This is a genomic window from Streptomyces sp. NPDC090045, from assembly GCF_044747975.1.
Classification (GTDB): domain Bacteria; phylum Actinomycetota; class Actinomycetes; order Streptomycetales; family Streptomycetaceae; genus Streptomyces.
Genome location: NZ_JBIVFA010000010.1, coordinates 313,877 through 335,910 on the forward strand (window position 1 = coordinate 313,877; position 22,034 = coordinate 335,910).

General features: G+C 71.5%; 19 protein-coding genes and 1 pseudogene. 2 read left to right on the forward strand and 18 right to left on the reverse strand.

Translation table 11 applies throughout. The features are described from left to right. Positions 1-312: 312 nt before the first annotated feature. Positions 313-465, reverse strand: a complete 153-nt coding sequence (locus ACIPYQ_RS26435) for a hypothetical protein (protein ID WP_401255710.1) — start codon at positions 463-465, stop codon at positions 313-315. Positions 466-756: 291 nt separating this feature from the next. Here ACIPYQ_RS26435 and ACIPYQ_RS26440 point away from each other — a divergent pair. After that, a pseudogene (locus tag ACIPYQ_RS26440) lies at positions 757-942 on the forward strand (CorA family divalent cation transporter); the annotation flags it as partial. A 64-nt stretch (positions 943-1,006) separates the two neighbouring features. Here the strand turns inward: ACIPYQ_RS26440 and ACIPYQ_RS26445 are convergent. The 16 genes from ACIPYQ_RS26445 to ACIPYQ_RS26520 form a co-directional block, all read right to left on the reverse strand. After that, on the reverse strand, positions 1,007-2,626 hold the full coding sequence (locus tag ACIPYQ_RS26445) for an MFS transporter (RefSeq protein WP_401255713.1): 1,620 nt from the start codon (positions 2,624-2,626) through the stop codon (positions 1,007-1,009). Next, on the reverse strand, positions 2,617-3,318 hold the full coding sequence (locus ACIPYQ_RS26450; RefSeq protein ID WP_401255716.1) for a pyridoxal 5'-phosphate synthase: 702 nt from the start codon (positions 3,316-3,318) through the stop codon (positions 2,617-2,619). Before ACIPYQ_RS26450 ends, ACIPYQ_RS26445 begins: the two co-directional genes overlap by 10 nt. Before the next feature lie 9 nt (positions 3,319-3,327). Further along, positions 3,328-3,894, reverse strand: coding sequence for a carboxymuconolactone decarboxylase family protein (locus ACIPYQ_RS26455; protein ID WP_401255719.1), 567 nt, complete (start codon positions 3,892-3,894; stop codon positions 3,328-3,330). Positions 3,895-3,905: 11 nt separating this feature from the next. After that, the gene (locus ACIPYQ_RS26460) at positions 3,906-4,787 is read right to left on the reverse strand and encodes a hypothetical protein (RefSeq protein ID WP_401255722.1); all 882 of its coding nucleotides are present in this window, start codon (positions 4,785-4,787) and stop codon (positions 3,906-3,908) included. 1 nt (position 4,788) lies between these two features. Then, positions 4,789-5,847, reverse strand: a complete 1,059-nt coding sequence (locus tag ACIPYQ_RS26465; RefSeq protein ID WP_401255725.1) for a 3-oxoacyl-ACP synthase III family protein — start codon at positions 5,845-5,847, stop codon at positions 4,789-4,791. Continuing rightward, a complete protein-coding gene (locus ACIPYQ_RS26470; protein WP_401255728.1) occupies positions 5,841-6,089 on the reverse strand; it encodes an acyl carrier protein in 249 nt (82 codons plus the stop codon). The genes ACIPYQ_RS26465 and ACIPYQ_RS26470 overlap by 7 nt, the downstream gene beginning before the upstream one ends. A gap of 74 nt (positions 6,090-6,163) precedes the next feature. Continuing rightward, positions 6,164-7,156, reverse strand: a complete 993-nt coding sequence (locus ACIPYQ_RS26475) for a beta-ketoacyl-ACP synthase III (protein WP_401255793.1) — start codon at positions 7,154-7,156, stop codon at positions 6,164-6,166. Positions 7,157-7,305: 149 nt separating this feature from the next. Then, the gene (locus ACIPYQ_RS26480; protein ID WP_401255731.1) at positions 7,306-8,016 is read right to left on the reverse strand and encodes a 4'-phosphopantetheinyl transferase family protein; all 711 of its coding nucleotides are present in this window, start codon (positions 8,014-8,016) and stop codon (positions 7,306-7,308) included. Continuing rightward, complete coding sequence (locus ACIPYQ_RS26485) at positions 8,013-8,519, reverse strand: flavin reductase family protein (RefSeq protein ID WP_401255734.1); 507 nt, start codon at positions 8,517-8,519, stop codon at positions 8,013-8,015. The genes ACIPYQ_RS26480 and ACIPYQ_RS26485 overlap by 4 nt, the downstream gene beginning before the upstream one ends. Continuing rightward, positions 8,520-10,178: an AMP-binding protein gene (locus tag ACIPYQ_RS26490; RefSeq protein WP_401255737.1), complete on the reverse strand. Its 1,659-nt coding sequence runs from the start codon at positions 10,176-10,178 to the stop codon at positions 8,520-8,522. It lies immediately after the preceding gene. Beyond that, positions 10,175-10,480 carry an acyl carrier protein gene (locus ACIPYQ_RS26495; RefSeq protein WP_401255740.1) on the reverse strand — a complete coding sequence of 102 codons (306 nt, stop codon included), beginning with the start codon at positions 10,478-10,480 and terminating at the stop codon, positions 10,175-10,177. Before ACIPYQ_RS26495 ends, ACIPYQ_RS26490 begins: the two co-directional genes overlap by 4 nt. Continuing rightward, positions 10,477-11,682: an acyl-CoA dehydrogenase family protein gene (locus ACIPYQ_RS26500; protein WP_361767706.1), complete on the reverse strand. Its 1,206-nt coding sequence runs from the start codon at positions 11,680-11,682 to the stop codon at positions 10,477-10,479. The genes ACIPYQ_RS26495 and ACIPYQ_RS26500 overlap by 4 nt, the downstream gene beginning before the upstream one ends. Then, complete coding sequence (locus ACIPYQ_RS26505) at positions 11,664-12,914, reverse strand: cysteine desulfurase family protein (RefSeq protein ID WP_401255744.1); 1,251 nt, start codon at positions 12,912-12,914, stop codon at positions 11,664-11,666. Before ACIPYQ_RS26505 ends, ACIPYQ_RS26500 begins: the two co-directional genes overlap by 19 nt. Further along, positions 12,889-13,287: an iron-sulfur cluster assembly scaffold protein gene (locus tag ACIPYQ_RS26510; protein WP_362233586.1), complete on the reverse strand. Its 399-nt coding sequence runs from the start codon at positions 13,285-13,287 to the stop codon at positions 12,889-12,891. The genes ACIPYQ_RS26505 and ACIPYQ_RS26510 overlap by 26 nt, the downstream gene beginning before the upstream one ends. Before the next feature lie 3 nt (positions 13,288-13,290). Then, positions 13,291-14,439, reverse strand: a complete 1,149-nt coding sequence (locus ACIPYQ_RS26515; RefSeq protein ID WP_401255748.1) for a hypothetical protein — start codon at positions 14,437-14,439, stop codon at positions 13,291-13,293. A gap of 173 nt (positions 14,440-14,612) precedes the next feature. Next, positions 14,613-15,857 (reverse strand): cytochrome P450, encoded by a 1,245-nt coding sequence (locus ACIPYQ_RS26520; protein WP_401255751.1) that lies wholly within the window; start codon positions 15,855-15,857, stop codon positions 14,613-14,615. Positions 15,858-16,177: 320 nt separating this feature from the next. Here ACIPYQ_RS26520 and ACIPYQ_RS26525 point away from each other — a divergent pair, with 320 nt between their 5' ends. Beyond that, the gene (locus ACIPYQ_RS26525; protein WP_401255754.1) at positions 16,178-16,819 is read left to right on the forward strand and encodes a MerR family transcriptional regulator; all 642 of its coding nucleotides are present in this window, start codon (positions 16,178-16,180) and stop codon (positions 16,817-16,819) included. Positions 16,820-16,875: 56 nt separating this feature from the next. Here ACIPYQ_RS26525 and ACIPYQ_RS26530 read toward each other — a convergent pair whose 3' ends face one another. Then, positions 16,876-21,705, reverse strand: a complete 4,830-nt coding sequence (locus ACIPYQ_RS26530; RefSeq protein WP_401255757.1) for a HEAT repeat domain-containing protein — start codon at positions 21,703-21,705, stop codon at positions 16,876-16,878. Positions 21,706-22,034 lie beyond the last annotated feature (329 nt).

The window sequence follows — 22,034 nt, forward strand, 5'->3', positions numbered from 1 at the left end:
GCGGCTGCTACCGGCCGGTACCGCGCGAATACCGCGGAAGGACAGCAGAAGGGGGCGCCCCCGGGCGGTGGGGCGCCCCTGGTCTCACCTGGCGGCGTACCGTGCCTGCGTCAGACGCAGTACGTCGACTCCTTGCCGATCGAGCGGTACATGCAGTCCGCATTCCCCAGCGGTTGGAGCACCGCGTCCCGGCTGCGACTATCTCGCGCTCGATCACCTCGTCGGGCGGGTAGAAGCCGCCGTCCCACGAGGAGGCCGGGTACACCGCGAAGGTGTAGGCGAAGATCTTGTGCGCGCCCCACAGGCGGTCGGCTACGCCACGGCGTAGCTCATCCGGAACAGCTCCTGGGCGCGCTCCAAGTCGCGCTCGGGGTACAGCAGCACCTCCAGGTTGCCGGTGCCGTGGAGGCCCCCGCCCTCGCCGACCCCGGAGGGGTCATTTTCCCTGTGAACGAGCCGCAGCACCCAACCGCGAGCACCGCCAAGCAAACAGCGTCCGCCTGCTCCTGCCCCGCTGCCGCTACGCCGCGTAGCCTGACATGGCACGCGGATCACGGTCCCGACCAGCGGCGATCCTCCTTCAGAGGCAGCCCCGCTGGGGAGAATCTGGGGAGAATGAAGCCGCGTTGGGGAGCGGTTGGGGAAGATCGGCCGTACAAACGGGCAGCATGGCGAAAGGGACGGAAAGGCTGATCGCTGCAGATCAGAGGGCCTCTCCGGGCGCTTTCCGCAGGTCAGCGGTGTGAGGGTGACGACTTCAAGAAGATCTCCTCGTGGGCCGCCATCCTCTTCGCCCCCACCCTGGTCGGCACGATCTACGGCATGAACTTCGAGACCATGCCGGAACTCCACTGGGCAGGCGGCTACCCCTTCGCGATCCTGCTGATGGCGGTGGTCTGCACCAGCCTCTATGTCATCTTCAAGAAGCGCGACTGGCTGTAGCCGGCGAGCGAGAATCGCTGACCGCGTTCGCCCTCCGTGAACGAGCCGCTTTTCTCGAGTGCTGTCAGCGGTCGTGGTGATCTCGGGCGGCTCGGTGGCCGGAGTGGGGCGGGCGGCCCGGCAGCCAGCGGAGTGCGATCAGCCCGGCCAGCAGGCAGAGCCCGGCCCCTATCCACGAGGCGGCCTGCATCGCGGTCAGGAACGAGTCCTTCGCATGGGCTGCTGCCGCGGCGAGCGCCTCGGGGGTGACGTCGTGGTCGGTGGCCCTCAGTTGGGCCAGCCGCATCAGTGTGCTGCCCAGCGAGTTCGTCTCGGCGGCCTGCTGGGAGTGGGAGAACAGGCCGGCGCCGTCACCGAACCGGTTCCGGTACACGACACCGAGAACGGCGCCGAGTACGGCAACACCCAGTGCCGAGCCCAGATGGCGAACGGTGTTGACGACGGCCGACCCCGCGCCGGCCTTGGCAGCGGGCACCACGGACAGGGCGACTGCCAGCGCCGGGGCGAGCGTCAGTCCGAAACCCGCGCCGAAGACGAACTGGGTGAGCTCGACCAGCCACACGGGAGTGTGCTCTCCCAGCCCGGAGAGTCCGAGGCACCCGGCTGCCATCGCCGTCATCCCCACAGCGACGGTTGCCGATGGCCCGATCCGGTCGGCCAGTTGGGAGCTCTTGGCGCCGGCGACCGTCGTGCCGACCGCGTAGGCCAGAGTCAGCAGTCCCGCCTCGACCGGGGAATTGCCGCGCACCTGCTGCAGATAGAAGGTGAGGATGAACCCGATGCCCATGGCCACGAAGAACGAGCAGGCCAGTACGCCGGAGCCTGCCGTGAAGCGTGGGCTGCGGAAGAGTTCGGGATCGATGGACGGGTTGTCGCTGCGGCGTTCCACCAGGATCAGGACGACCAGGAGCACCAGCCCGGCGGCTATCGGTCCGGCCACCTCGGGGGCGGTCCAGCTTCCGCCCTCGCCCCCGGCGATGATCCCGTACACCAGGGACCCGACGGCAAGAACGGACAGCAGCATCCCCGGGAGGTCGAGCGGCACCGGGTGCTCCGCCCGTCGCTGTGGTACGAGCCAGACGATCAGGACGATCGCCACGAGAGCCAGGGGCACGTTGACCAGCAGCGCCGATCCCCACCAGAAGGAGGCGAGAAGCGCACCGCCCACCACCGGGCCCGCGGCGATACCGACGCCGGTGGCGACCGACCAGAGCGCGATGGCCTTCGGGCGTTCCTCCGGCACGAAGGTGTCGATGATCACGGCCATGCTGCAGCCGGGAACGACGGCGGCGCCGAGTCCCATCAGCCCGCGCCAGATGATGAGTTGGGTGGGATCCGTGGACCAGGACGCGAACGCGGAAGCGATGAGGAAGATCAGCAGGCCGCCGGCGAGCACCCATCGCCGGCCGAACCGGTCGCCGAGCAGCCCTGCGGTGAACAGCAGGGCTGCGAAGGTGAGGGCGTACGCGTCCATGACCCACTGCAGCTCACCGTTGGTGGCATTCAGTGCCTGCTGTATGGGGGCGAGCGCCACCGTCAGGATCGTGTTGTCCAACGTTGCGACGAACATGCACAGGGACATCACGAGGAGGATCAGCCACCGGCGCGGATGTCCGGCCGGCGCGGTTGCGGACACCGCCGGCGTGTCGGTCCGGGGGTCCGTGTCCCTGGGGGTTACGGCCATAGCAGCTCCTGGGTCCACTGGGGTCGGGCGCCGCTGGTGCGGCGGTAGCGCAGCCTGATGTGGCGGCGGTCGGCGGTTCCCTGGAAGAACTCGACCTCGTCCGGCTCGAGCAGGTACCGCCGCCAAGTGGGCACCGGCGCCCGGGGGTCGTCCGCCATCGCGGTCCGCACCGTCTCGAAGGCCGAGGCCAGGTCTTCGCGATGGGCGAGCACCTCGCTCTGCCGCCCGACCAGGGCGGCGGCACGGGCGCCCGGGGAGCGGCCGGCCAGATCCGCGGCCCCGGCGGCCGCGTCCGCCACGGTGACCGGCCCGCGGATCCGCACCTGGCGTCCGTGGACCGGCCAGTAGGCGAGCAGCGCGGCGTCCGGGCGCTCGCCGAGCTCCTGACCCTTCCGGCTGGTCTTCAGGGAGGCGAAGTGCCAGCCCCGGGCGTCGGCGTCCGCCAGCGTCATCATCCGCGAGGAAGGGCGGCCTTCCGTGTCCGCGGTGGCCAGTGCCATGCAGTGCGGATCCGGGCAGCCTGCCGCGGCGGCTTCCCAGAGCCACCGGCGGAACAACGACACCGGTTCGGCAGGCATGCCGACGGGGTCGAAGGCAGGGAGTGGATGGTTCCAGATCCGCAGCCCGCCGAGGAGGTCCCTGAACTCCTGGTCCTCGGCTTCCTCTGCCGCGTCCGTCTCGTGTCCGTTCATACGAGGGCCCTACGTCCGCGGTGCGTTCGCGCGGATCGACTCGGCGAGGGCCCCGCTGTCCGCATCGGACTCGAGCTCGACCTCGACGACGGCGCAGAAGCCGCAGATCATCTGGTAGTAGCCGGCCGTGATCACGATCTCTACGAGTTCGCGGTCGCTGAATCCGGTACCCGGATCGGCATGGCCGCCCGTGCGGACGGCTTCGGGATCCACCGTTCTCCAGGCCAGTTCGATGGCCTGCCGCTGGCTGCTGGTGAAGACCTCACCCGGCGTCTCGCCCCGGCGCAGGGCCCCCAGTTGAAGGTCGGTACACCCCAGTGCCCGTGCCAGCGGTTCGTGGTGAGCGATCACGTAGTCGCAGGCGTTGCGGTATCCGACGGCGAGGACCACCAGTTCGCGCAGGTCGTCGGGAAGTGCCAGGGCGGTGAACTGCGTCATGCCCTGCTGGGCGACAGCCAGGGCCAGGTGCGGGGAGTTGAGCATGGCGCGGGTCACGTTCGGCAGCGGCCGGCCGTCGATGGCGGCGATGACGTCGGCCGGCAGCCGGGTGGGGTCGGGATAGCGGATGCGGGGCATCGGTTGCCTGCCTAGAGGGTGTAGAGAGCGGTGGCGATCGTGGACCCTGCGTCGGCGGCGACGAACAGGACCGTGTCGTATGCCTCGAGTCGCCCCGTGCCGGCGGCACGGTGGTAGGCGAGGGGGAGGGCGGAGGTTCTGGGATCGGCATCGACTCCGTCGAGGGTGACGGCGGCGGTCTCGGGAAGCCCGAGCCCCTCGGCGATGTCGATGCCGAAGCGCGGTGTCGGCAGCGATGTGATCAGCAACGTCCGGTCGGGATCGGCACCGCCCTCACGCAGCCGTGCGGCGGCTGCGTCGACCGCCCGGCTGGTCAGGGCGGGCACGTCGAGGTCCTGCTCGATCGTCACCGTGCGGCGGCCCTCCGTCCCCATGGTGGCCAGGTCCAAGTACCCCCTTCGCTGAACGGGCTGCCCGCGGTCGGAGTCGAGGGTCACCCTGCCGAATCCCCCGCCGCTGTCGCTGTCGCTCAGGGTGAGCAGTGCGGCGCTGCCCGCCTCGGCGTACGGGAAACCGGGGTGGGGCCTGCCGCTGGGATGGCCGTCCGCGGCCACGACGAGCATGTTCTGCGGGCCGCCGGGAGCGAGGAATGCCTGGGCGATCTGAACCGCGGTCAGGAACCCGCAGTCACCGTTCATGAGGTCGAAGGAGAAGCCGGTGAACGGATCACGGGTCAGCAGGTAGTCGGGGCGCATGCCGATCGCCTCCTGGACCAGCGCGGCCAGGGCCGGTTCGACCACATTGTCCTCGCGGTAGAGGCCTACGTGGACGAGCATGTGCAGGCCGGACGGTTCGAGCGATGCCGCGTCGAGGCACTGCTGGGCGGCGTCGACCGCGCGTGCGAACGCTCCGGTGGCCGCGGAGGTTGCAGTCGCGGTAATGGTGACGGGCATGTCAGACCTTCGTGTGGGTGATCGTCGTGGACAGGTGCCCGATCACGATGCCGGACCCGCTGGGTGCGAAGGCGATCGTGTCGCCCGGTGAGATCGTTCCTCGCTGCATGTGCTCGTAGAACGTGAGCAGTTGCGAGGTCGAGCCGGTGTTTCCGAAGTCCTGCACGATGGCCGGCGCCTCGGGCGACGTCGGGTGGAAGATCCCGGCAGCCATGGCATGGACGCGTTCAACGAACTGCACGGAGTTCTGGTGGTAGATCGAATGGGCGAACCCCGGGTCGGCGGGGGTTCGGCCCGAGCGCGCGTAGACGTCCTCCGTGAGGCTGACGCCGATCTGCATCCGCTCCGCGGCCTGCTGGCGGGCGCTGTCGGTGTGCATGACCAGACCGGCCGTCTCGTCGCTGGGCATCGCCTTGCACAGGGATGCGTACGCCCCGGAGGTGGTCATCTCGAACGCGTGAATGCGGTCGGCCGCGTCGGTCGACTCGTCCACGATGACCGCCATCCCGGCGTCGCCGACGGTGAGTGAGGCCAGCTGCAGGTCCCGCAGGCCGGTGATCTCCTGCCGGGCGCTACCGGTGATCAGGGAGGCGTGCTCCCCGCTGACGACCATGCCCCGGCGGATCGTCCCGGCCTTGATCATGCGGTCGAGGAGCAGGATCCCGGTGAACATGCCGGCACAGGCGTTGCTCACGTCGAAGCAGGACGCCGTCGTCGAACCGATCTCACGGGCGATGACCGAGGCGACCGACGGTTCGAAGGAGAGCCGCCGGCCCTCGTCCGAACGGAAGATCGCCGCGGAGATCACCACGTCCAGGTCTGCCGCGTCGTAACGGGACTTGGAGAGGCAGTCCCGTGCCGCGGACAGCGCCAGCTGCTCCGCACACTCTCCGGCATCGACATCGCAGGCAAGCCGCCGCTGGATACCTGTCAGCATGAGGAGGGCGCGGGCCGAGAGCGGTGTGCCGGAAACGACCTCCTCGGTCGTCCGCTCCAGGGACGGCAGGCAACGCCCGAAGGCTTCGAAGCGGCTGTACCTGGGGCCGTTCGGCGTCAGCATCGGCCGCTCCGTCCCTGTATCACGAGCTGTACGAGTCCGCCGACGGTCTCCTCCCGAAAGTCTCCGGGCGCGATGTCGGTCTGGAAGTCGTCTTGCAGGACCATGGAGATCTCGACTTCCGCCAGTGAGTCCATCCCGAGATCGCCGAGTGGGGTATCCGGGGTCAGATCACCGGGTTCGACTCGAAGCGTCGTCGCGAGCAGATGATGGACGGACTCGGCCAGTTGCTGTGTTTCAGACATGGTTCGGTCTTCCTGGTCATTCGGTTCCGATGGAGATCAAGCTGTGGGGGCGAGCTGTGGGGCAAGCCGGGAGTTCAGTGGGGAAGGTCGGGCCAGGCCAAGGTCGTCGACCCCCATGCGAGGCCGGCCCCGAAGGCGGTCAGCAGGACCCGGTCTCCCGCGCGTACGCGGCCCGAGCGGTGCAGATGGGCCATCGCCAAGGGGATGGACGCAGCACTGGTGTTGCCGACGAGGTCCACGTTGACGACGCAGCGTTCTTCGGGAATGCCCAGGCGGTCGGCAACGGCGGACAGGATCCGGGCATTGGCCTGGTGAGCCACGAGCCAGTCGACGTCCGAGGGCTCCCAGCCGGCGTCTTTGATCGCCGTCGCGCTGGAAGCGGTCATGCGCCGGACGGCGTGGGTGAACAACTCCGGTCCTGCCATGTGCAGGTAGTGGTCGTGGTCGGCGGCGCACGAGCCGGTCCGCGAGCGCTGGCGCGAACCACCGGCATCGATGCCGACCAGCTTCGTGTTACCGCCGTCGCTGCCCAGATCGAAGGGCCCGAAGGAGCCGCTCTCAGCGCCGGAGTCGGCCTCCAGCAACACGGCCCCGGCTCCGTCGCCGAAAAGGATCGCCGTGTTGCGGTCGGAGCGATCCACCACGGTCGACATCGCATCGGCACCGATCAGCAGTGCCCGGCCGAACACTCCGGCGGCGATCATGGACGTCACGGCAGCCAGACCGGTGATGAAACCGGAGCACGCCGAGTTCACGTCCCAGGCCGCCGCTTCGACGAGTCCCAGTTCCGCGGCGACGATGGGCGCTGTGGCCGGAATGGGGAAGTCCGGGGTGGTGGTCGCCACGACCACGGCGTCGATGCGGCCGGGTGTGGACGCCACCAAGGGCGCAGCCGCCCGGACCGCCATGTCGGAGGTCGACATGTCCGGATCCACCCGTCGGCGCTCCCGGATACCGGTTCGCTGGACGATCCATTCCTCGGACAGGCCCTCCGGGAGATGGGCCAGCACGTCGCTGTTGCCCACCGTCCGAGGAGGCAGCCAGCCCGACAGGCCGGACAAGATCACAGGATGCGGCATCAGTTTCCCCCGGACCGGATGCGGGTCGCGGCGAATGCGTCGCCGAATGCGCTCGGATCGAGGGGTGGGGCCGTGGTCTGCGCTGTCATCTGTGGTGCGTCCTGTTTCTGGGTGGTGGGTGAAGGGAAGTCCGCGGCTCACGGTCGGAGGCGGATCCGGGTCGGGAAGGAATGCAGGCCGGCCGGCAGGCGCAGAGCGACGGCGCCGACATGGCCCGGCGGTACCGGAACCGCCGCGAGCCACCAGTCGCCGAGTGCCGCCGGCCTCGTCTCCGGCCGGCCGAAGGCGGGACCCGTTCCTACGTAGGTCCGGTCCAGCCCGGCGGCCAGACCGGCCCCGATCCCCTTGAGGTAGGCCTCCTTGCGGACCCAGCAGGTCAGCACCGCCTCGTCGCGCTGTCCCGGGGGCAGCGCGGAGACGGCCGCGCGTTCCTCGGGATGAAGTCGGCGGAGCAGGCCGGATCGCGGCTTCCGGCCGACAGCCTCGACGTCGACGCCGACCGGCGAACCGGCCACGGCGATGAGGATGCGGTCACCGGTGTGGGAGAGCGAGAAGTGCGGTCCGGCTCCGGAGGCGAGGACCGGTCGGCCATGTCCACCACCGCACCGGGGACACTCCTCGCGGGCGAACGCGACCTCGGCCGCAGGCAGCCCGAGCCGGCGCCCGAGGATCTGCCGCAGTCGCACGTGGGCGACCAGGTAGGTGTCCCGCACAGCGGGCGGCCTCAGGGACTCCGCCCGCTGTGCCTCCGACTCGTCCAGTACGGACGCCTCGCGCCGAGCTGCGGCGACATTGCCCGGCCCGGCCCGCACCGACCACAGATCGACCGTGCCCGGCGGCGGGCTCATCCGAGGCTCCGGTAGCTTCCCCGGTGCCGGACCAGAGGCGTGCCGGCCGCGCCGCCGGCACGGGCAGCCCCGGTCACCCGGCCCACCAGCATGGTGTGATCGCCACCAGGGTGGGTGTCGAACACCTCGCAGGTGAGGCAGGCCAGGGCGTCCCGCAGGAGCGGCACTCCACGCTCCGTGCGGTACGGCACCCGCCGGAAGCGCTCCAATGGGGGCCCTTGGGCGAAGGCCTCGGAGACCGCCGCCGCATCACTCGCCAGCACGCTGATGCCGAACCGCCCGGCCTCGAGGATCAGGGCCAGGGTGCTCGAACTCCGGTGGACACAGGCCAGCATGAGCATCGGGTCGAGCGACAGCGAGGTCACCGCGCTGCTGGTCATCCCCACCGGCCCGCCCGGGGCCATGGTGCTGAGGACCGTGACCCCGGTCGGGAATTCGGCCAGGACCTGCCGCAGGTCCCGGGCATGGCCGGCCTGCCCGGTGCCGGTCAGCACTCCCCCCATCTACGACAGCTCCCCGGCGAGGTACAACTGGCGCATCCGGCCGCGCTGCCGCTTGCCGCTGGTGGTCCGGGCGATACCACCGCGCTTCATCAGCACCGTGTCGCGCAGCCCGAACCCGAACCCCTGCCGCACCAGGTTGTCGATCTCCAGCCGCAGCCGGCCGTCGGCGGTGTCCGCCGGCGCGACCTCGACGACCGCGACGACGTGCTCGCCGCCCGCGTCGTCGGTGTACGAGAAGACCGCGCTGTTGCCCCGCATCACGGCCCGATGGGCCTCGATCGCCTCCTCGACGTCGTACGGCGGGATGTTCCGGCCGCGGACCACCAGCATCTCCTTGACCCGCCCGACGACGTACAGATCTCCGTCCAGCTGGAAGCCGAGGTCACCGGTGGCGTGTTTCCCGCCGGGCGGCGGTACGGGAAGCCCGTCGGGCCCCAAGTAGCCGGCCATCACGGATGCGCCGCCGAGGTGGATCTCCCCGACCTCGCCCTCCCCGCACGGCCCGCCGGTCCCCTTCCTGATCTCCAGGTCGAGGCCCCCGATCGGACGGCCGCAGGAGACGGTCGTCAGCGCGTTCCGTCCGGCCCGGGCGGGGGTGACCAGGCCTGAGTCCTGGAGATCCGCGCGGTCCACGCGGAGCGCCCGCACATGGCCCCGGCTCAGGTGGCCGCCGGGGTAGGGAGCGCCGGGCATCGTGGAGGCCAGCACCGTCTCGGCCATGCCGTAGCAGGGGATGAGCACGTCCTGCGCCAGGCCGTGCGGCGCGAACGCGTCCTGGAAGTCCGACAGCACGTTCAGCGGGATGGGTTCGGCCCCGACGTACGCCCGGCGCACCCGGGACAGGTCGAGCCCGGGCTCGGGCTTGCGCCGGTAGCGCTCCAGCGCGGTCCGGTAGCCGAACGGAGGAGCCGCCGTGATGGTGCCGCCCCGGACCGCCAGGTGGCGCAGCCACGAGAGCGGGTCGCGCAGGAAGCCGATGGACGGCATGAGGTCGAGCGGCGCACCGGTGGAAAGCGCGAGCAGGACCATCACGAAGCCCATGTCGTGGTGGAGCGGCAGCCACTCGCAGAGCCGGTCCCGGTCGGCCCGCAGCCCGGTGGCCTCCACCAGGGCCCGCAGGTTGGCGGCGGTGTTGGCGTGGGTGAGCGCGGCGGCCTTGGGGGCACTGGTCGACCCCGAGGTCAGCTGGATGTGGTGGAGGTCGTCCGGGCGGGGCTCCGGCAGCCGGTCGTCGGTCAGCGGCTCGTGGTGCCTCAGTTCGTCCAGGGTGAGGTGGACGGGGCCGCCCTCCGTCGCCGGGGCCGGGGCCGTGGCGGCGTCGGGCGTGATCACCGCCGCGGGTCGTACGGCCGCGAGGGCGGCGTGGAACCGCCGTACTCCGGCGGACTCCGCGTCGGTGTGCGTCGGCGGAGCGACGGTGCACGGCACGGTTCCCGACAGCAGGCAGGCGAGCAGCGCGACCAGGTAGTCCGGGCCCGTCGGCAGCGGCAGCAGCACTCGCTCGCCGCGCCGCAGACCGCGCTCGCCCAGGCCGGCGGCGACGGACCTGGCCTGCCGCTCCAGGTCGGAGTAGGCGAGTTCCGCGGTCACGCCGCGGGAGTCGAGGAAGGTGACTCCGTGTCCCTGGCGGCCGAGGCCCCGGTAGACCACGGTGCTCATCGGCCACCTCGGGCGGCCGTGGAGTGGGCCGCGATGTGGTCGATGAGATCGCCGACGACCTGGAAGGCGAACGCCTGCTCCTCGGAGATGGCGGCGCCGTACTGGTCCTCCAGCCGGGTCATCAGGTCGACCAGGGTGATCGAGTCGAGCGGCAGGCTGAGCAGGTGCGTGCCGCGTCCGAGCGACTCCAGGTCGACGTGCTCGAGGAGGTCGTCCTCCAGGACGTCCGCCAGCGACTCCCGGAGGGCGGCGAGCACGGTCTCGTCGGACAGCTCGGAGCGGGCGGGGGTGGAGGTGGTCACGATGCTCGCTCCTGTGCCGGGTCTCGCGCGGGGATGGTGTCGCTGAAGGGATCGAGGCCGAGCGCGGTCTTGCCGATCAGGTCCCTGAGAACGTCGAGGTTCGATCCCATGACCGCGCCGGCGCGGGCGTCCCGGTAGTGGCGCTCCAGCGGGTTGGAGCGCAGATAGCCGCGGCCTCCGGCGACCAACATCGCGGTGTCCGCGACGTCGAGGGCGGCCCGGTTGGCCACGTACTTGGCCATGTTGAGCGCGGGGATGGCCTGCGCCGGGTCGGTCTCCACCACCCAGGCCGCGTGCAGCAGCGTCAGGTGGGCGGTCTTGACGGAGACGGCCATGTCCGCCGTGTGCAGCCGGACGCCTTGGAAGGCGGCCAGCGGCTGTCCGGTGTTGGCCAGGGTCCGCTGCAGCACATGGGCGTTGGCGAAGCTCTGCGCCGCGCGGGCGACTCCCAGCGATGCCGCGCTCAGCCCCAGGAAGAGGGCGGGGAGCGCCTGTGAGAGCAGCACGAGGCCGCCACCGGGTCCGCCGATGGCGTTCTCGACGGGGACCCGGCAGTCCAACAGCAGGGTGTTGGCGCAGTTGGCGCGCATGCCCAGCGCGTCCCAGACCTCCTTGACGGAGAGCCCGACGGCACCCGCCGGCACGATGGCCATGGTCTGGCTGGTCAGAAACTCCTGCTGTCCGCTGTACCCGTTGACCAGGTAGTAGTCGGCGTGACCGGCGGCCGTGCAGAACGCCTTGGTTCCGCTGAGGTGCAGGCTCTCGCCGTCGGGGAGGGCCGTCAGCTGTGGGGCGAGCAGTTGGGCGCCCGTGCCCGGCTCCGAGAAGCCCCAGGCCAGCAGCTTGCCCTCGGTCACCACCTCGCGCAGCACGCGCTCCGCGAACGGGTTGCCGGCCGCGTCGGCGGCCAGCAGGCGTACGGCCCCGGAGTGCATCGCGAAGATGAGTCCGGTGGAACCGCATGCCTCGGCGAGCTCGGCCACCACCAGCGACCACGTGGTGAGATCGGCGCCCCGGCCGCCGTACTCCACGGGTACCAGGAGGCCCAGCAGCCCGGCGGCGTGCAGATCGGCGATGTTCTCGGCGGGGAAGGCGCCGGTCCGGTCGTGCTCGGTGGCCCGGGGGGCGAGGCAGCGGCGGGCGATCTCGCGGGCCTCGTCCACGACGGCCTGAGCTTCGCGGCTCAGTGCAAGGTCGACCACAGCGACTCCTTGGTGTGCGACGGGTTCGGTACGAGGGAGGGGCCGAGCGAACGAAGGCGGTCGACCAGGCCCACGGTGGTGGCCGCGGCCTCCAGGGCTGCCCGCTCATCGGTGAAGCGGCCGGCGCTGAACCGCACCGCCGCCCGGGCCCGCGCCACCGGAACGCCCATCGCGGTGAGGACGTGCGAGGGCTCGTCGCTGCCCGCGTGGCAGGCGGAGCCGGCCGAGACGTACACGCCGTGCAGGGCGAGCAGATCGACGAGGGTGTCACCGCGGACCCCGGCGAAGGAGACGTTGAGGGTGTCCGGGAGGCAGGGCGCCCCGGCCCCGTTGACCTCGACGTCGCCGGCTGCGCACAGCTCCGCGAGCAGGCGCTCCCGCAGTTGCTGTCGACGTTCCCGCTGCCCGGGCTCCGCGAGGTGTTCCAGGGCGGCCGCGGCGGCGGCCGCCATCCCGAGGACACCGGGCACGTTCTCCGTGCCGGCGCGCAGCCCGCTCTCCTGGCTGCCGCCGCGGACCAGCGGGGCCAGGGTGACGCCGCGGGCCACCTTGAGCGCGCCGACCCCCTTGGGCCCGTGGAACTTGTGGCCCGACACGGACACCAGATCGGCGTTGATGCCGTTCAGCGGCACCTTGCCCGCGGACTGCACGGCATCCATGTGGAACAGCGCACCGGCCTCATGGGCGAGTTCGGCGATCTCTGCGACCGGCTGGATCACACCGGTCTCGTTGTTGGCGTGCATGACGGACACCAGGGCGGTGTCGGGCCGCATCGCCCGCCGTACGGACTCCGGGTCGACCCAGCCACGCGCGTCCGGCGCCACCACCGTGACCTCGGCGCCCAGTTCGCGTGCCAGCTGGCAGGACTCCAGCACGGCCGAGTGCTCGATGGCGGTGGTGATCAGGTGAACCGGACGGCCCGCGCCCCTGGCGGCCAGCACCGTTCCACAGATGGCCAGCGCGTCGGCCTCCGAACCGCTGCCGGTGAACACGACTTCCTCGGGCGTGCAGTCCAGCAGCAGGGCGAGCCGGGCCCGGGAGGACTCCAGGGCCTCCTTGGCGGCGTCGCCCGCCGCGTGGCGGCTGGACGGGTTGCCGGTGATCTCCATGCCGCGCAGCACGGCCTCGACCGCCTCCGGGCACAGCGGGCTCGTCGCCGCGTTGTCCAGGTAGATGCCCGGCCGGCCGTCGGCGGACTGGTCGGGGTTACGCACAGCTGAGGGCGATGTCATCGTTCGTTCCCTCCTGATAGTTGGTGACCAGGCGGCGGGCGACGTCGGCGCCCAGCGCCGCCACGTGGCGCTGGGCGGGGGGCAGACCGCCGAGCAGTTCCTCGACGTGCTCGGCGTTCCAGCCGGCCAGCTCGTCCAGCGGGCGGCCCGTGGCGGCCTCGGTGATCACGCTGGCCGTGGCCAGCGAGGCCGCGCAGCCGTGCGCCCGGAACCGGGCCTCGGTCACGGTGCCGTCCGCGACGCGCGCGGTGAGCATGATCTGGTCGCCGCAGACGGGGTTGCCGATGAAGGCGCGGGCGTCGGGGGCGTCGAGCTCGCCGGCGTTGCGCGGGTTGGTGAAGTGGTCGACGACCACGGGGGTGAAGCGGGCCACGGGTCAGCCCTCCACGGGAGCGAGGGAGGGGAGTTCGCACTCGGCGACGATCTCCCGGCTGTCGATGAACTTCTCGATGCTGACCGCGCAGCAGCCGAGCTCCGCACCCTGCAGGCGGCGCCGGAAGGTGACGGTCTGACCGGTCCGGCCGCACGGGCACGGCGTCACGTCGACCTCGCCGACGTCCTGGAAGAGCACGTAGCCCGGGTAGGCCGTGTTGAGCGCGTCAAGCGTGGCGATCACACCGGTCTTGCCCGGCGCAACCTCGACACTGGTGTCCGTCACGTCGCGGACGCTCACGTAGCTCCACGGCGGTACGTGCTTGCGGTGGTGCTCGCACTCGACGGCGAGCATGTTGGATTCGATCATTCCGTACATGTCGCGCACCCGGTCGGCGGGAACGCCGAGGGTCCGGTCGAGCTGTTCGTAGAACTCCGCGGGGACGATCTTCTGGCCGGTGTACCGGGTCCAGCCGCCGAGCGTGATGACCATCGAGTCGCGGTCCAGCTTGAGGGTGCTGCCCTGCTCTTCAAGGGCCTGAACCAGACGGGTGATCAGGAAGGGCGGGCCGATGATGTGACGGGTCATCGACTCACCCCAGGTGCGCAGCAGGCCAAGGGCCTCCTCCGGGTCGAAGGTGTAGTCGCGCACCACGTACGCGTGGTGGTCCAGCAGGCCGTTGAGGACCGCGGCGGCCTTGACCATGCCCATCTCCGGAGCCTCGACCGCGGACGGACTCAGGAAGAGCCCCGCGCCGTTGGAGATGCCGAAGAACTCCCGGTACTGGGCGAAGACCGCCGAGAGCATCCGGGTCGTCGTGGTGGCGTCGCGTCGCGCGACGCTGGGCACACCGCTGTCGCCGGTGCTGCGGATCTCCAGCTCGATGTCGGCCGGCGACGCGGTCAGCAAGACGTGTGCGTCCGGGTTCTTGAACATGCTCATCGGCAGCAGCGGTATCTTCGCCAGATCCGCGAGGGTACCGATATCGGCCGGGCCGACCCCGGCCGCCTCGCACTGGGCACGGTAGAAGGCGTTGTTCTCGGCATGGAGCGCGAAGGATTCGCGCATGGCAGCCGTTGCGGACTCCTCCCACTCGCCCTGCGGCATGCGGAACGCTTTTTCCGGACAGCCCAGCATGGCAGACAGTTCCATAGCTCCCCCAGCTCATGAAATGTTGTGTTGCGCGGACGGAAAGCGGGCATGACTCATCGCCACGCGCCGACCGCGATGTGGTCGAAAAGAAAGAGAAAGGTGAAGTGATGGTGAATGCGAAAATCGCGAGCGAGACGGCACCTCGGCCACGAGAGTGGCCCTGAGTCCCGTGGTTACACGGCATCGAATTCGATGTCGAGCCGGGCGGGCCCTCGCAGATTCAGATGGGGCCTGTAGGCGATTTCGGTGGAGCACAGTCTCGGATTGACGAAACGGCGCGCGAAGACCTCGAAGACGATGCGTGCTTCGAGCCGGGCGAGACCGGCACCGAGGCAGAAGTGCGGGCCGGCGGAGAACGACAGGTGTGGGCGTGGGGCGGTGCGGCGGATGTCGAACCGGTCCGGATCGTCGTACGCCTCCGGGTCCCGGTTCCCCGCGCCGAGCAACAGCACGATCAGGTCGTCCGTCTCGATCCGTGCGTCGCCGAGCCGGGTCGGCTCGCTCGCCACGCGCAACGTCAGCTGCACCGGGGTGTCGTAGCGCAGCACCTCCTCGACCACGGCCGGCGCCAGCGCGGGCTCCTGGCGCAGGAGATGGAGCTGGTCGGGGTGGCGCAGCAGTGCCAGCACACCGTTGTTGATCAGGTTCGCGGTGGTCTCGTGGCCGGCGTTGATCAGCAGGATGCAGGTCGCCAGCAGCTCGCTCTCGGTCAGCTGGTCGCCGTCCTCCTTGACTTGGATGAGGTGGGACACCAGGTCGTCCCGGGCGGCGGCCCGACGCTCGGCTATCAGCCGGCGGAAATAGGCGATGAACTCGGCGCGCGCCTGCGCCGCCGCCACCTTGGCGCGGGCGCCGACCAGACCGGGAAAGGGCGGCTCCAGCGTCTCGGCCAGGCTGGCCGACCACTCCTGGAACCGGCCGTGGTCCTCCGCCGGCACGCCGAGCAGCTCACAGATCACGCGGACCGGCAGGGGATGGGCCAGCCCGGTCACCACGTCGAGCGATCCACGGTCCCGGGCTGCGGTCAGCAGCTCGTCCACCATGGCCCGGATGCGCGGCTCCAGGGCCGCGACGGCGCGCGGCGTGAACGCCTTGGTGACGAGCCGCCGGATCCGCGTGTGGTCGGGCGGATCGAGGTGCAGGAAGTTGCCGGTCCGCATGGCCCGTGCGCCGCGCCGCCCGGCCAGCCGCGAGCGGTCGTGCTCACTGCTCATGGCCGGGTCGCGCAGCACCTTCGAGCAGTCCCCGTACCGGCCGACGACGACCAGGCCGTCGGATGCGATGAACGGCGAGGCGTCCCGCAGGGCGCCGAGGATCGGATAGGGATCCGGCCGGGAGGCCGGGTCGATGAGCATGCCGAGATCCGGTAATTCCGGCGTGGACGACTCGGTGGTACAGGCGATCTCCGCCAAGGACATGAACGCACCTATCGATCAGAACGGCTGCTGGAGGGGTTCCGCTGTGAAGCGCACCTCGTGGCCATACGACAGGCGCCTCCCCCCCGGTGAGACATCCGCAGTTGATCACGGTGTTGGAACCGTCGTCAACGGCGAAATACAGCGTTAATACGAAGCCACGGACCGCGGCAGCGCCGGCTGTGGGTTCACACATCTGGATTTCTCTACGCTGGTACTACATTCGCCATTTACGCCCGCCCACCCCGGGCCGGATTCCGGAATATCGCATTCCATACTCTGGTGCAGCCGAGTTCCGGACAGAGAACTCGTAGGCTGCCGCCATGACGAACGAAAGTGATGCGCCGAGCGGGGGCCGGGAATTCCGGATCGCGGAACTCGCCAAGGAGGCTCGCCTGAGCGTCCGCACGGTGCGCTTCTACCGCGAGCGCAGACTGCTTCCCCCGCCGCGCCGCGACGGGCGGATCGGTTGGTACTCCGAGGCTCACCTCGCCCGGTTGCGGACGATCGCCGTCCTGCTCGAGCGCGGGCACACGCTGGGCGGCATCGCCGAGCTGATGGACGCCTGGGGGCGCGGCCGCAACCTCGAGACGGTTGCCGAACTCCTGGGGCTGGACCACTCGTTGACCCATCCCGGGAGGGGGGAGACCCATGTTCATCCGCTGCCCCAGGACCTCGCCGACGCCGTACGGGCCGCCGGTCGGGAGGTCCGCGCCCACGTCGACGCCCTCGCGGACCTCTTCACCGTCCAGGTCCGCACCCGCCTTCTCGAAACGATCGGCGGCGAGGCAGTCCCGAGCCAGGCCGGCCGGCTCGCCGCCGCGCTGAAAAGCGTGCATCCGCTGGTCAAGTACGTGGTGAAGGCAGAGCTCTCCCTCGCCGTGGACCGCCGTCTCCAAGCCGAACTCGACCACTGGGCCGACGGCTCGGCGTTAAACCTGGTGCTCGACCCCGTGGGCCGCTAGACGAGCGAATCCGGTGTTCACGCCGGCCGCAGGGGTGCACCGGCCTGGTCGCCCCGTCAGGTCGCTGTGGCATCGCCGGCGCCGTCATCCGTGATCCGGTCGAGGACCTGCGTGTAGAGGCGGCGTTTGTCGGGGCGGGAGTGGGTGACGGCGTGCCTGAGGGCGGGGATCGCCGGTTCGCCCCAGGTGATGAGGGCCTCGGCCGCGGTCTTGCGGATGGTGGGGTGGGGGTGCTCCAGCATCGCGGTGATCGCGGGAATGGCGGGGGGCCAGGTCGCGTGGCCGAGGGTCCGGATCGCCGCGCGGACGAGGTCCGGCTGGGGGTCGGCCAGCAGGAGTGACGTGTGGTGCAGGTAGGTCTGGCGGTCCAACAGGGCCCGCGAGGTGCGGTGGGCGTGCAGGCGGACCTTGGGCCTGGGGTGGTGCAGCAACGCGCCGATCAGGTCGCGCAGGCCGCCGTCCTGGTCTGCGGTCGGGCCGGTGTGTCCTTCGGCGAGTTGCCTCAGTGCCTGGTGGATGCGTGCCGGGTCGCCGGTGCGGGCCAGGTCCAACAGCTCCTGGCGGGACGGGGATGGTGAGGCGCCGGGCGGGGTGGACGGGGTGCGGTCGCGGAGTGCTGCCAGGGCGGCGGCGTCCTGCTTCGCGGAGTCCGGGCGGCGCAGCGGACCGTCCACGAGGAGCAGTCGGTCCGCGAGGTCGTCGCGTCCTTCGGCGCGCAGCCGCCGGCAGGTCCGCGTCAGTGCGGGGGTGCGCAGCAGGGAGCGTCCGGAGAGCAGGTCGAGGAAGCCCCAGGCGCCGGCGTCGAGGCGGTCGGCGAGGTGCACCGCCAGCGCGTCCGCGGGGAACCGGAGCAGCGCCCGTCCGGCTGCGGAGCTGCTGGACGGCGGGTCGTGCTCCCACCATTCCAGCAGCAGCGGGACGAGGGGTTCCAGGTCCCACGGGTCGAGCCGGCCGGCCGCGAGCGCCACCCTGTCGCGCAGGATGCCGTCCGCGCGGAGTTCGGTACCGGCGATGGCGCTCAGGCTGCGGGCCAGAACGGCGCCGACGGGTATGTCGATGCGGCCTCGCAGGAACGCCCGGAGCACCGGAACCGCGGCCTCCGGCTCGGGCCACTCCAGGAGCGCCAGGGCCGCGGCGTGCCGGCGGTCCGGGGCGGATGCCTGCAGCATGGCGAGCAGGCGCTCCCGCAGGGCGGTCGACCGGGGCTGGTCGAGGTCGTCGGCGTGCACGGTCCGCGGCCGAGCCGTCGGCTCGTGGGTGGTCTCGGCGAGGGTCCACGGTGGTGCGTCGAGGGGCTGGAGGTCCGTCATCCAGTCGATGAGGGCGGCGCGGACCTCGGAGCCGGCGGAGGCGTGGACCTCGATCAGTGCGGTCAGGCAGCTCCTGGAGTCGTACGGGAGGGGCTGTCGGCGGAAGGCCCGCAGGGCGCTCGGTGTCCGTGCCGCGGCGTCCAGCGCCGTTCGCCACCCCTCGGCCTCGGCCGGCGTGGCGGCGGTGGAGGGCGGGGCGGCGAACGCGTCCCGCAGTACGGCGGTTTCGGCCTGCCGGGGGTCGGCGTCCAGGCGGGCCGAGGCGAGGGCCCGTTCGAGGTCGGCGCGGACCAGGACCGCGTCGAGGCTGCGGAGCAGCGGCAGAGCGGACCGGTGCCCGCCGGGTACGGGTGGCAGCGCGCGTACCGCTTCGGCGACGGTCGACTTCTCCACCGGCGGCAGAGTCGGCGCGACGGCTTCGAGTACGGCGATGAGGGCGGGGCGGTCCGCGGCCGCGCCTTCGGCGAGGGCGTCGACGAGGACCGCGGTGGACCGGGAGAAGGCCGTCAGTTCCTCGGGCCTCCAGGGTGCGGGGCAGAGCCGGAGCGTGAGCCGCAGTACGCGGTCCCGGGCGGCGGGTTCGGAGCCGGCCAGGCGGAGCCAGTCCGCCAGCAGGGGCCGCAGGGCGTGCAGCCGGATGGGGTGCGGCAGCTCGTGCCGGTCGGCGATGCGCAGGGCGACCGCCGGGTTCCAGGCCCCGGCCGCCAGCGAGCCGACGTCGGGGTCCGCCCCGGTCCCGCCCGCCGGCCGCGGCGCGGCGGGCCGGGTGATCCCGTGCCTGGCCATGGCCGTCGACAGGTCTTCGGGCGTCCCGGAAGCGAGGGCGATCCGGCCGGTCGCCACCAGGGCGATCAGGGTCGGTGCGACCGGGGAGGCCTGGTCGTCCAGGGCGAGGACCGAGCGCGCCGGCAGGGTGCGGTCGAGGCCCTGGAGCAGCAGCTCGCGGGTGCGGGCGTGTCCGGCACGTTCGGCCTGTCCGGCTTGTCCGGCGCGTTCAGCGCGTTCAGCGCGTTCAGCGCGTTCAGCGCGTTCAGCGCGTTCAGCGCGTTCAGCGCGTTCAGCCTGTCCGGCGTGTCCGGCGTGTCCGGCGCGTTCCGCGCGTTCGGCCTGTCCTGCGTGTCCGGCACGTTCGGCGGCGGCGAGGACGGTCGCCGGGTACGCGTCGCCGAGGATGGCGCGCAGCGCCTCGATGAGTCGGGCGCGCAGGCCCGGGTTGTCGTGACGGCCGAGCCAGAAGAGCAGTGCCGGTACCGCCGTGGCCGTGCCCGCGTGGACCAGTACCTCGGCGGCGGTCTTCTTGATGTTCATGTTCGGATGGCCGAGACACGCGGCGATCGCGGTGGAGGCCCAGCGGGCCCGCGCGTGACCGAGGGCGAGCAGCGCCTGCCGAACGGTCTGGATGTCCTGGGCGCCGGTCAGCGCGATCAGGGTCGCCGACAGCGCCTGCGCGTCCTCCCCCGCGGCGTCGCGTGCGAGCAACGCGATCACGTGCTTGCGCACGTGCCGGTCGCGGTGGCGCAGCAGGCGGTGCGTCCGTGCGCGGGTGTGGGGAGAGGGGGCCCGGAGCAGGAGTTCGAGCAGGATGGCCTGTTCGCCGCCCGACAGTCCGGGCCGGTCGAGCAGATCCAGCGCGAGGGACGCGACGAGTGCGTGTCCGGCCTCTGGTGCGGTTGCCGCGTCGAGCAGGCAGGTCGGTCTGATCCGCCCCCGCTCGTGGAGACGGCGGCCCAGACCGTGTACGGCGTCCACGACCTCCTGGGGCACCACGGGCTCCCCGGACGGCTGTCCGTGCGCGGGGTGCAGGGGGTACGGGGAGTGCAGGGCGACCGCGCCCGGTTCCGGGGACGCCGCCAGCTCGGCCACGACGCGCAGGAGCAGGTCCGCGATGGCCGGCAGCGTGCCGGCGCTGCCGTGGGTGGCCAGTCTGCACAGTGCCGCCACCGGCTCGTCCGGGTCCAGATGGGAGGCGAGGAGGGCCAGTTCCTGCTCGTCCGGGCCGCCGAGGTCCGCCGCGATGCGAGCCGGCAGGTCGGAGGGATCGAGTCGGACGAGGAGGGCACGCCGCTGTGACGGGTCGTCGGTCAGATGCCACAGCACCTCCAGGGCGCGGTTCCGCACGGCGCGCAGATGCGGCGCGATCACGCCCGCACCCTCGTGCTCGGCGAGGCCGAGCCCTTCCCTCAGCACGGTCACCGTCCGGTGCCCGCCGATGGCCTCCAGCGCGTCCAGGGCCGCTGCGGGCACCGCGGGCAGGAGGACGATCACGGCTTCCTCGGCCGGCGCGTGGCGCAGCGCACGGATCGCGTCGAGGAACGGCCCCGGTACGGGAGCCGAGGGCAGCAGCCGGGTGATCGCGTCCCCGATCGGAAGCTCCCCCGCCCCCTGTCCGGCCAGGGCGACCAACAGCGCGAGCCGCCGCGGCCGGCTCGGATCACCGGCGGGGTCCGCGTCGGCGGCGGCCGCGCCGTCCACCAGCTCACGGAACATCACCTGCCGGCAGGTGAACAGGATCGTCGCGACCTCGTGGGGCGCGATCGTGTGATCGGCCAGCGCCAGGCCGATGAGGGACGGGACGTGCGTGCCGTCCGGGAAGTGCCCGCGCCGGTGGAGCCCCCGCAGGCAGGTCATCAACGGCCGGCCGAACAGCAGCGGGTCGCGTGCGGCGACGGCCGTCAACGCGCCGATGTCACCGCGGTCCGCCAGGTCGCCGAGCAGTTCCATCCCTCGCCGGCGAAGAACCGGGGGCAGATCCGGGTCGGCGACGACCTGCCGCAGCAGGGCGCCGTGCCCGTGCCGGGCCGCGGCCGTGAGTGCGGCCTCGGCCGCCTCGGGGCGTGCGGTCACGGACTCGGCGGTGAGGAAGGAAGACAGCCGTTCCGGCCGCAGGGGATCCAACGCCGTCCATGGTTCGCCGAGTTCACCCAGGGCGGCGGTGACGACGTCCACGCTGTCGGCGCCGAGCAGGCCGATCACGTGTGCGCGCACCCGTGCGGGGGCCAGCAGACCGGCGTGCAGCCCCTGCCGGGCCAGCCGCAGGGCCGCGGCCTGCAACACCGGGTCGCCGCTGTCCGCCAGCTCGTCGACGAGTCGCCCGGGCCGGTGCGCGCCGGTGACGGTCGCCTCCTGCACGGCCTGGTACAGCAGTTCACCCGGAGGCTCCTTGCGGATCACCGTCGGCTCGTTCAGGAGCTCGGCGCGCAGCCAGGCGATCCGTACGCGTACGGGCAGCCCGGCCGTGCGCCACGACGGCCAGCGGAGCTCCGGGAACCCCCTGACGTACGGCGCCAGTCGTTCGTAGAGCCGCGCCAGGGCGAGCGCCGCTTCCGGCGGCCCCTCCACCGACACGGGCAGCAGCCCCGCGAGTTCGGCCATCTCGGACTCGTCGCCCGTCCGGCCCGATGTGACGCGCTCGGTCAGCAGGACCAGCCCCAGGTACCGCATGCGGGGATCCTCGTGCCTGACGAGACGTCCGAAGACGGCGGGCGGGCAGAGCCGCGGGTCGAGACGGTCCGTCAGCCAGGCGACGTCCGCTCGGCGCACCGCATCGTCGAAGGGCTGGTCCGTGGGCGTCGTCATCGTCGGATGCTAACCGGGACGCTCCCGGCCCCACCAGCAGGATTCCCCCGGCGCGCGCCGTACGCCGTCGATGCGCGGGACCCACCGCGTTGACGGGTGGGCACATGCCCACTACGGTGGGCATGTGCCCACTCAGGACCACGGGGGTGGGCTGCGATCAGGTGGGGGACGGGGTTTCACCGCCTTCGTGCCGGCCCGGAAGAGGGGGAAGAGGTTGCTGTGACAGCGATTGCGCTCGGAATGCCGGCCGTGCCGACGAAGCTTGCCGACCGCAGGGTCAGCCGCAAGATCCAGGTCGGCAAGGTGGCCGTCGGTGGCGACGCACAGAT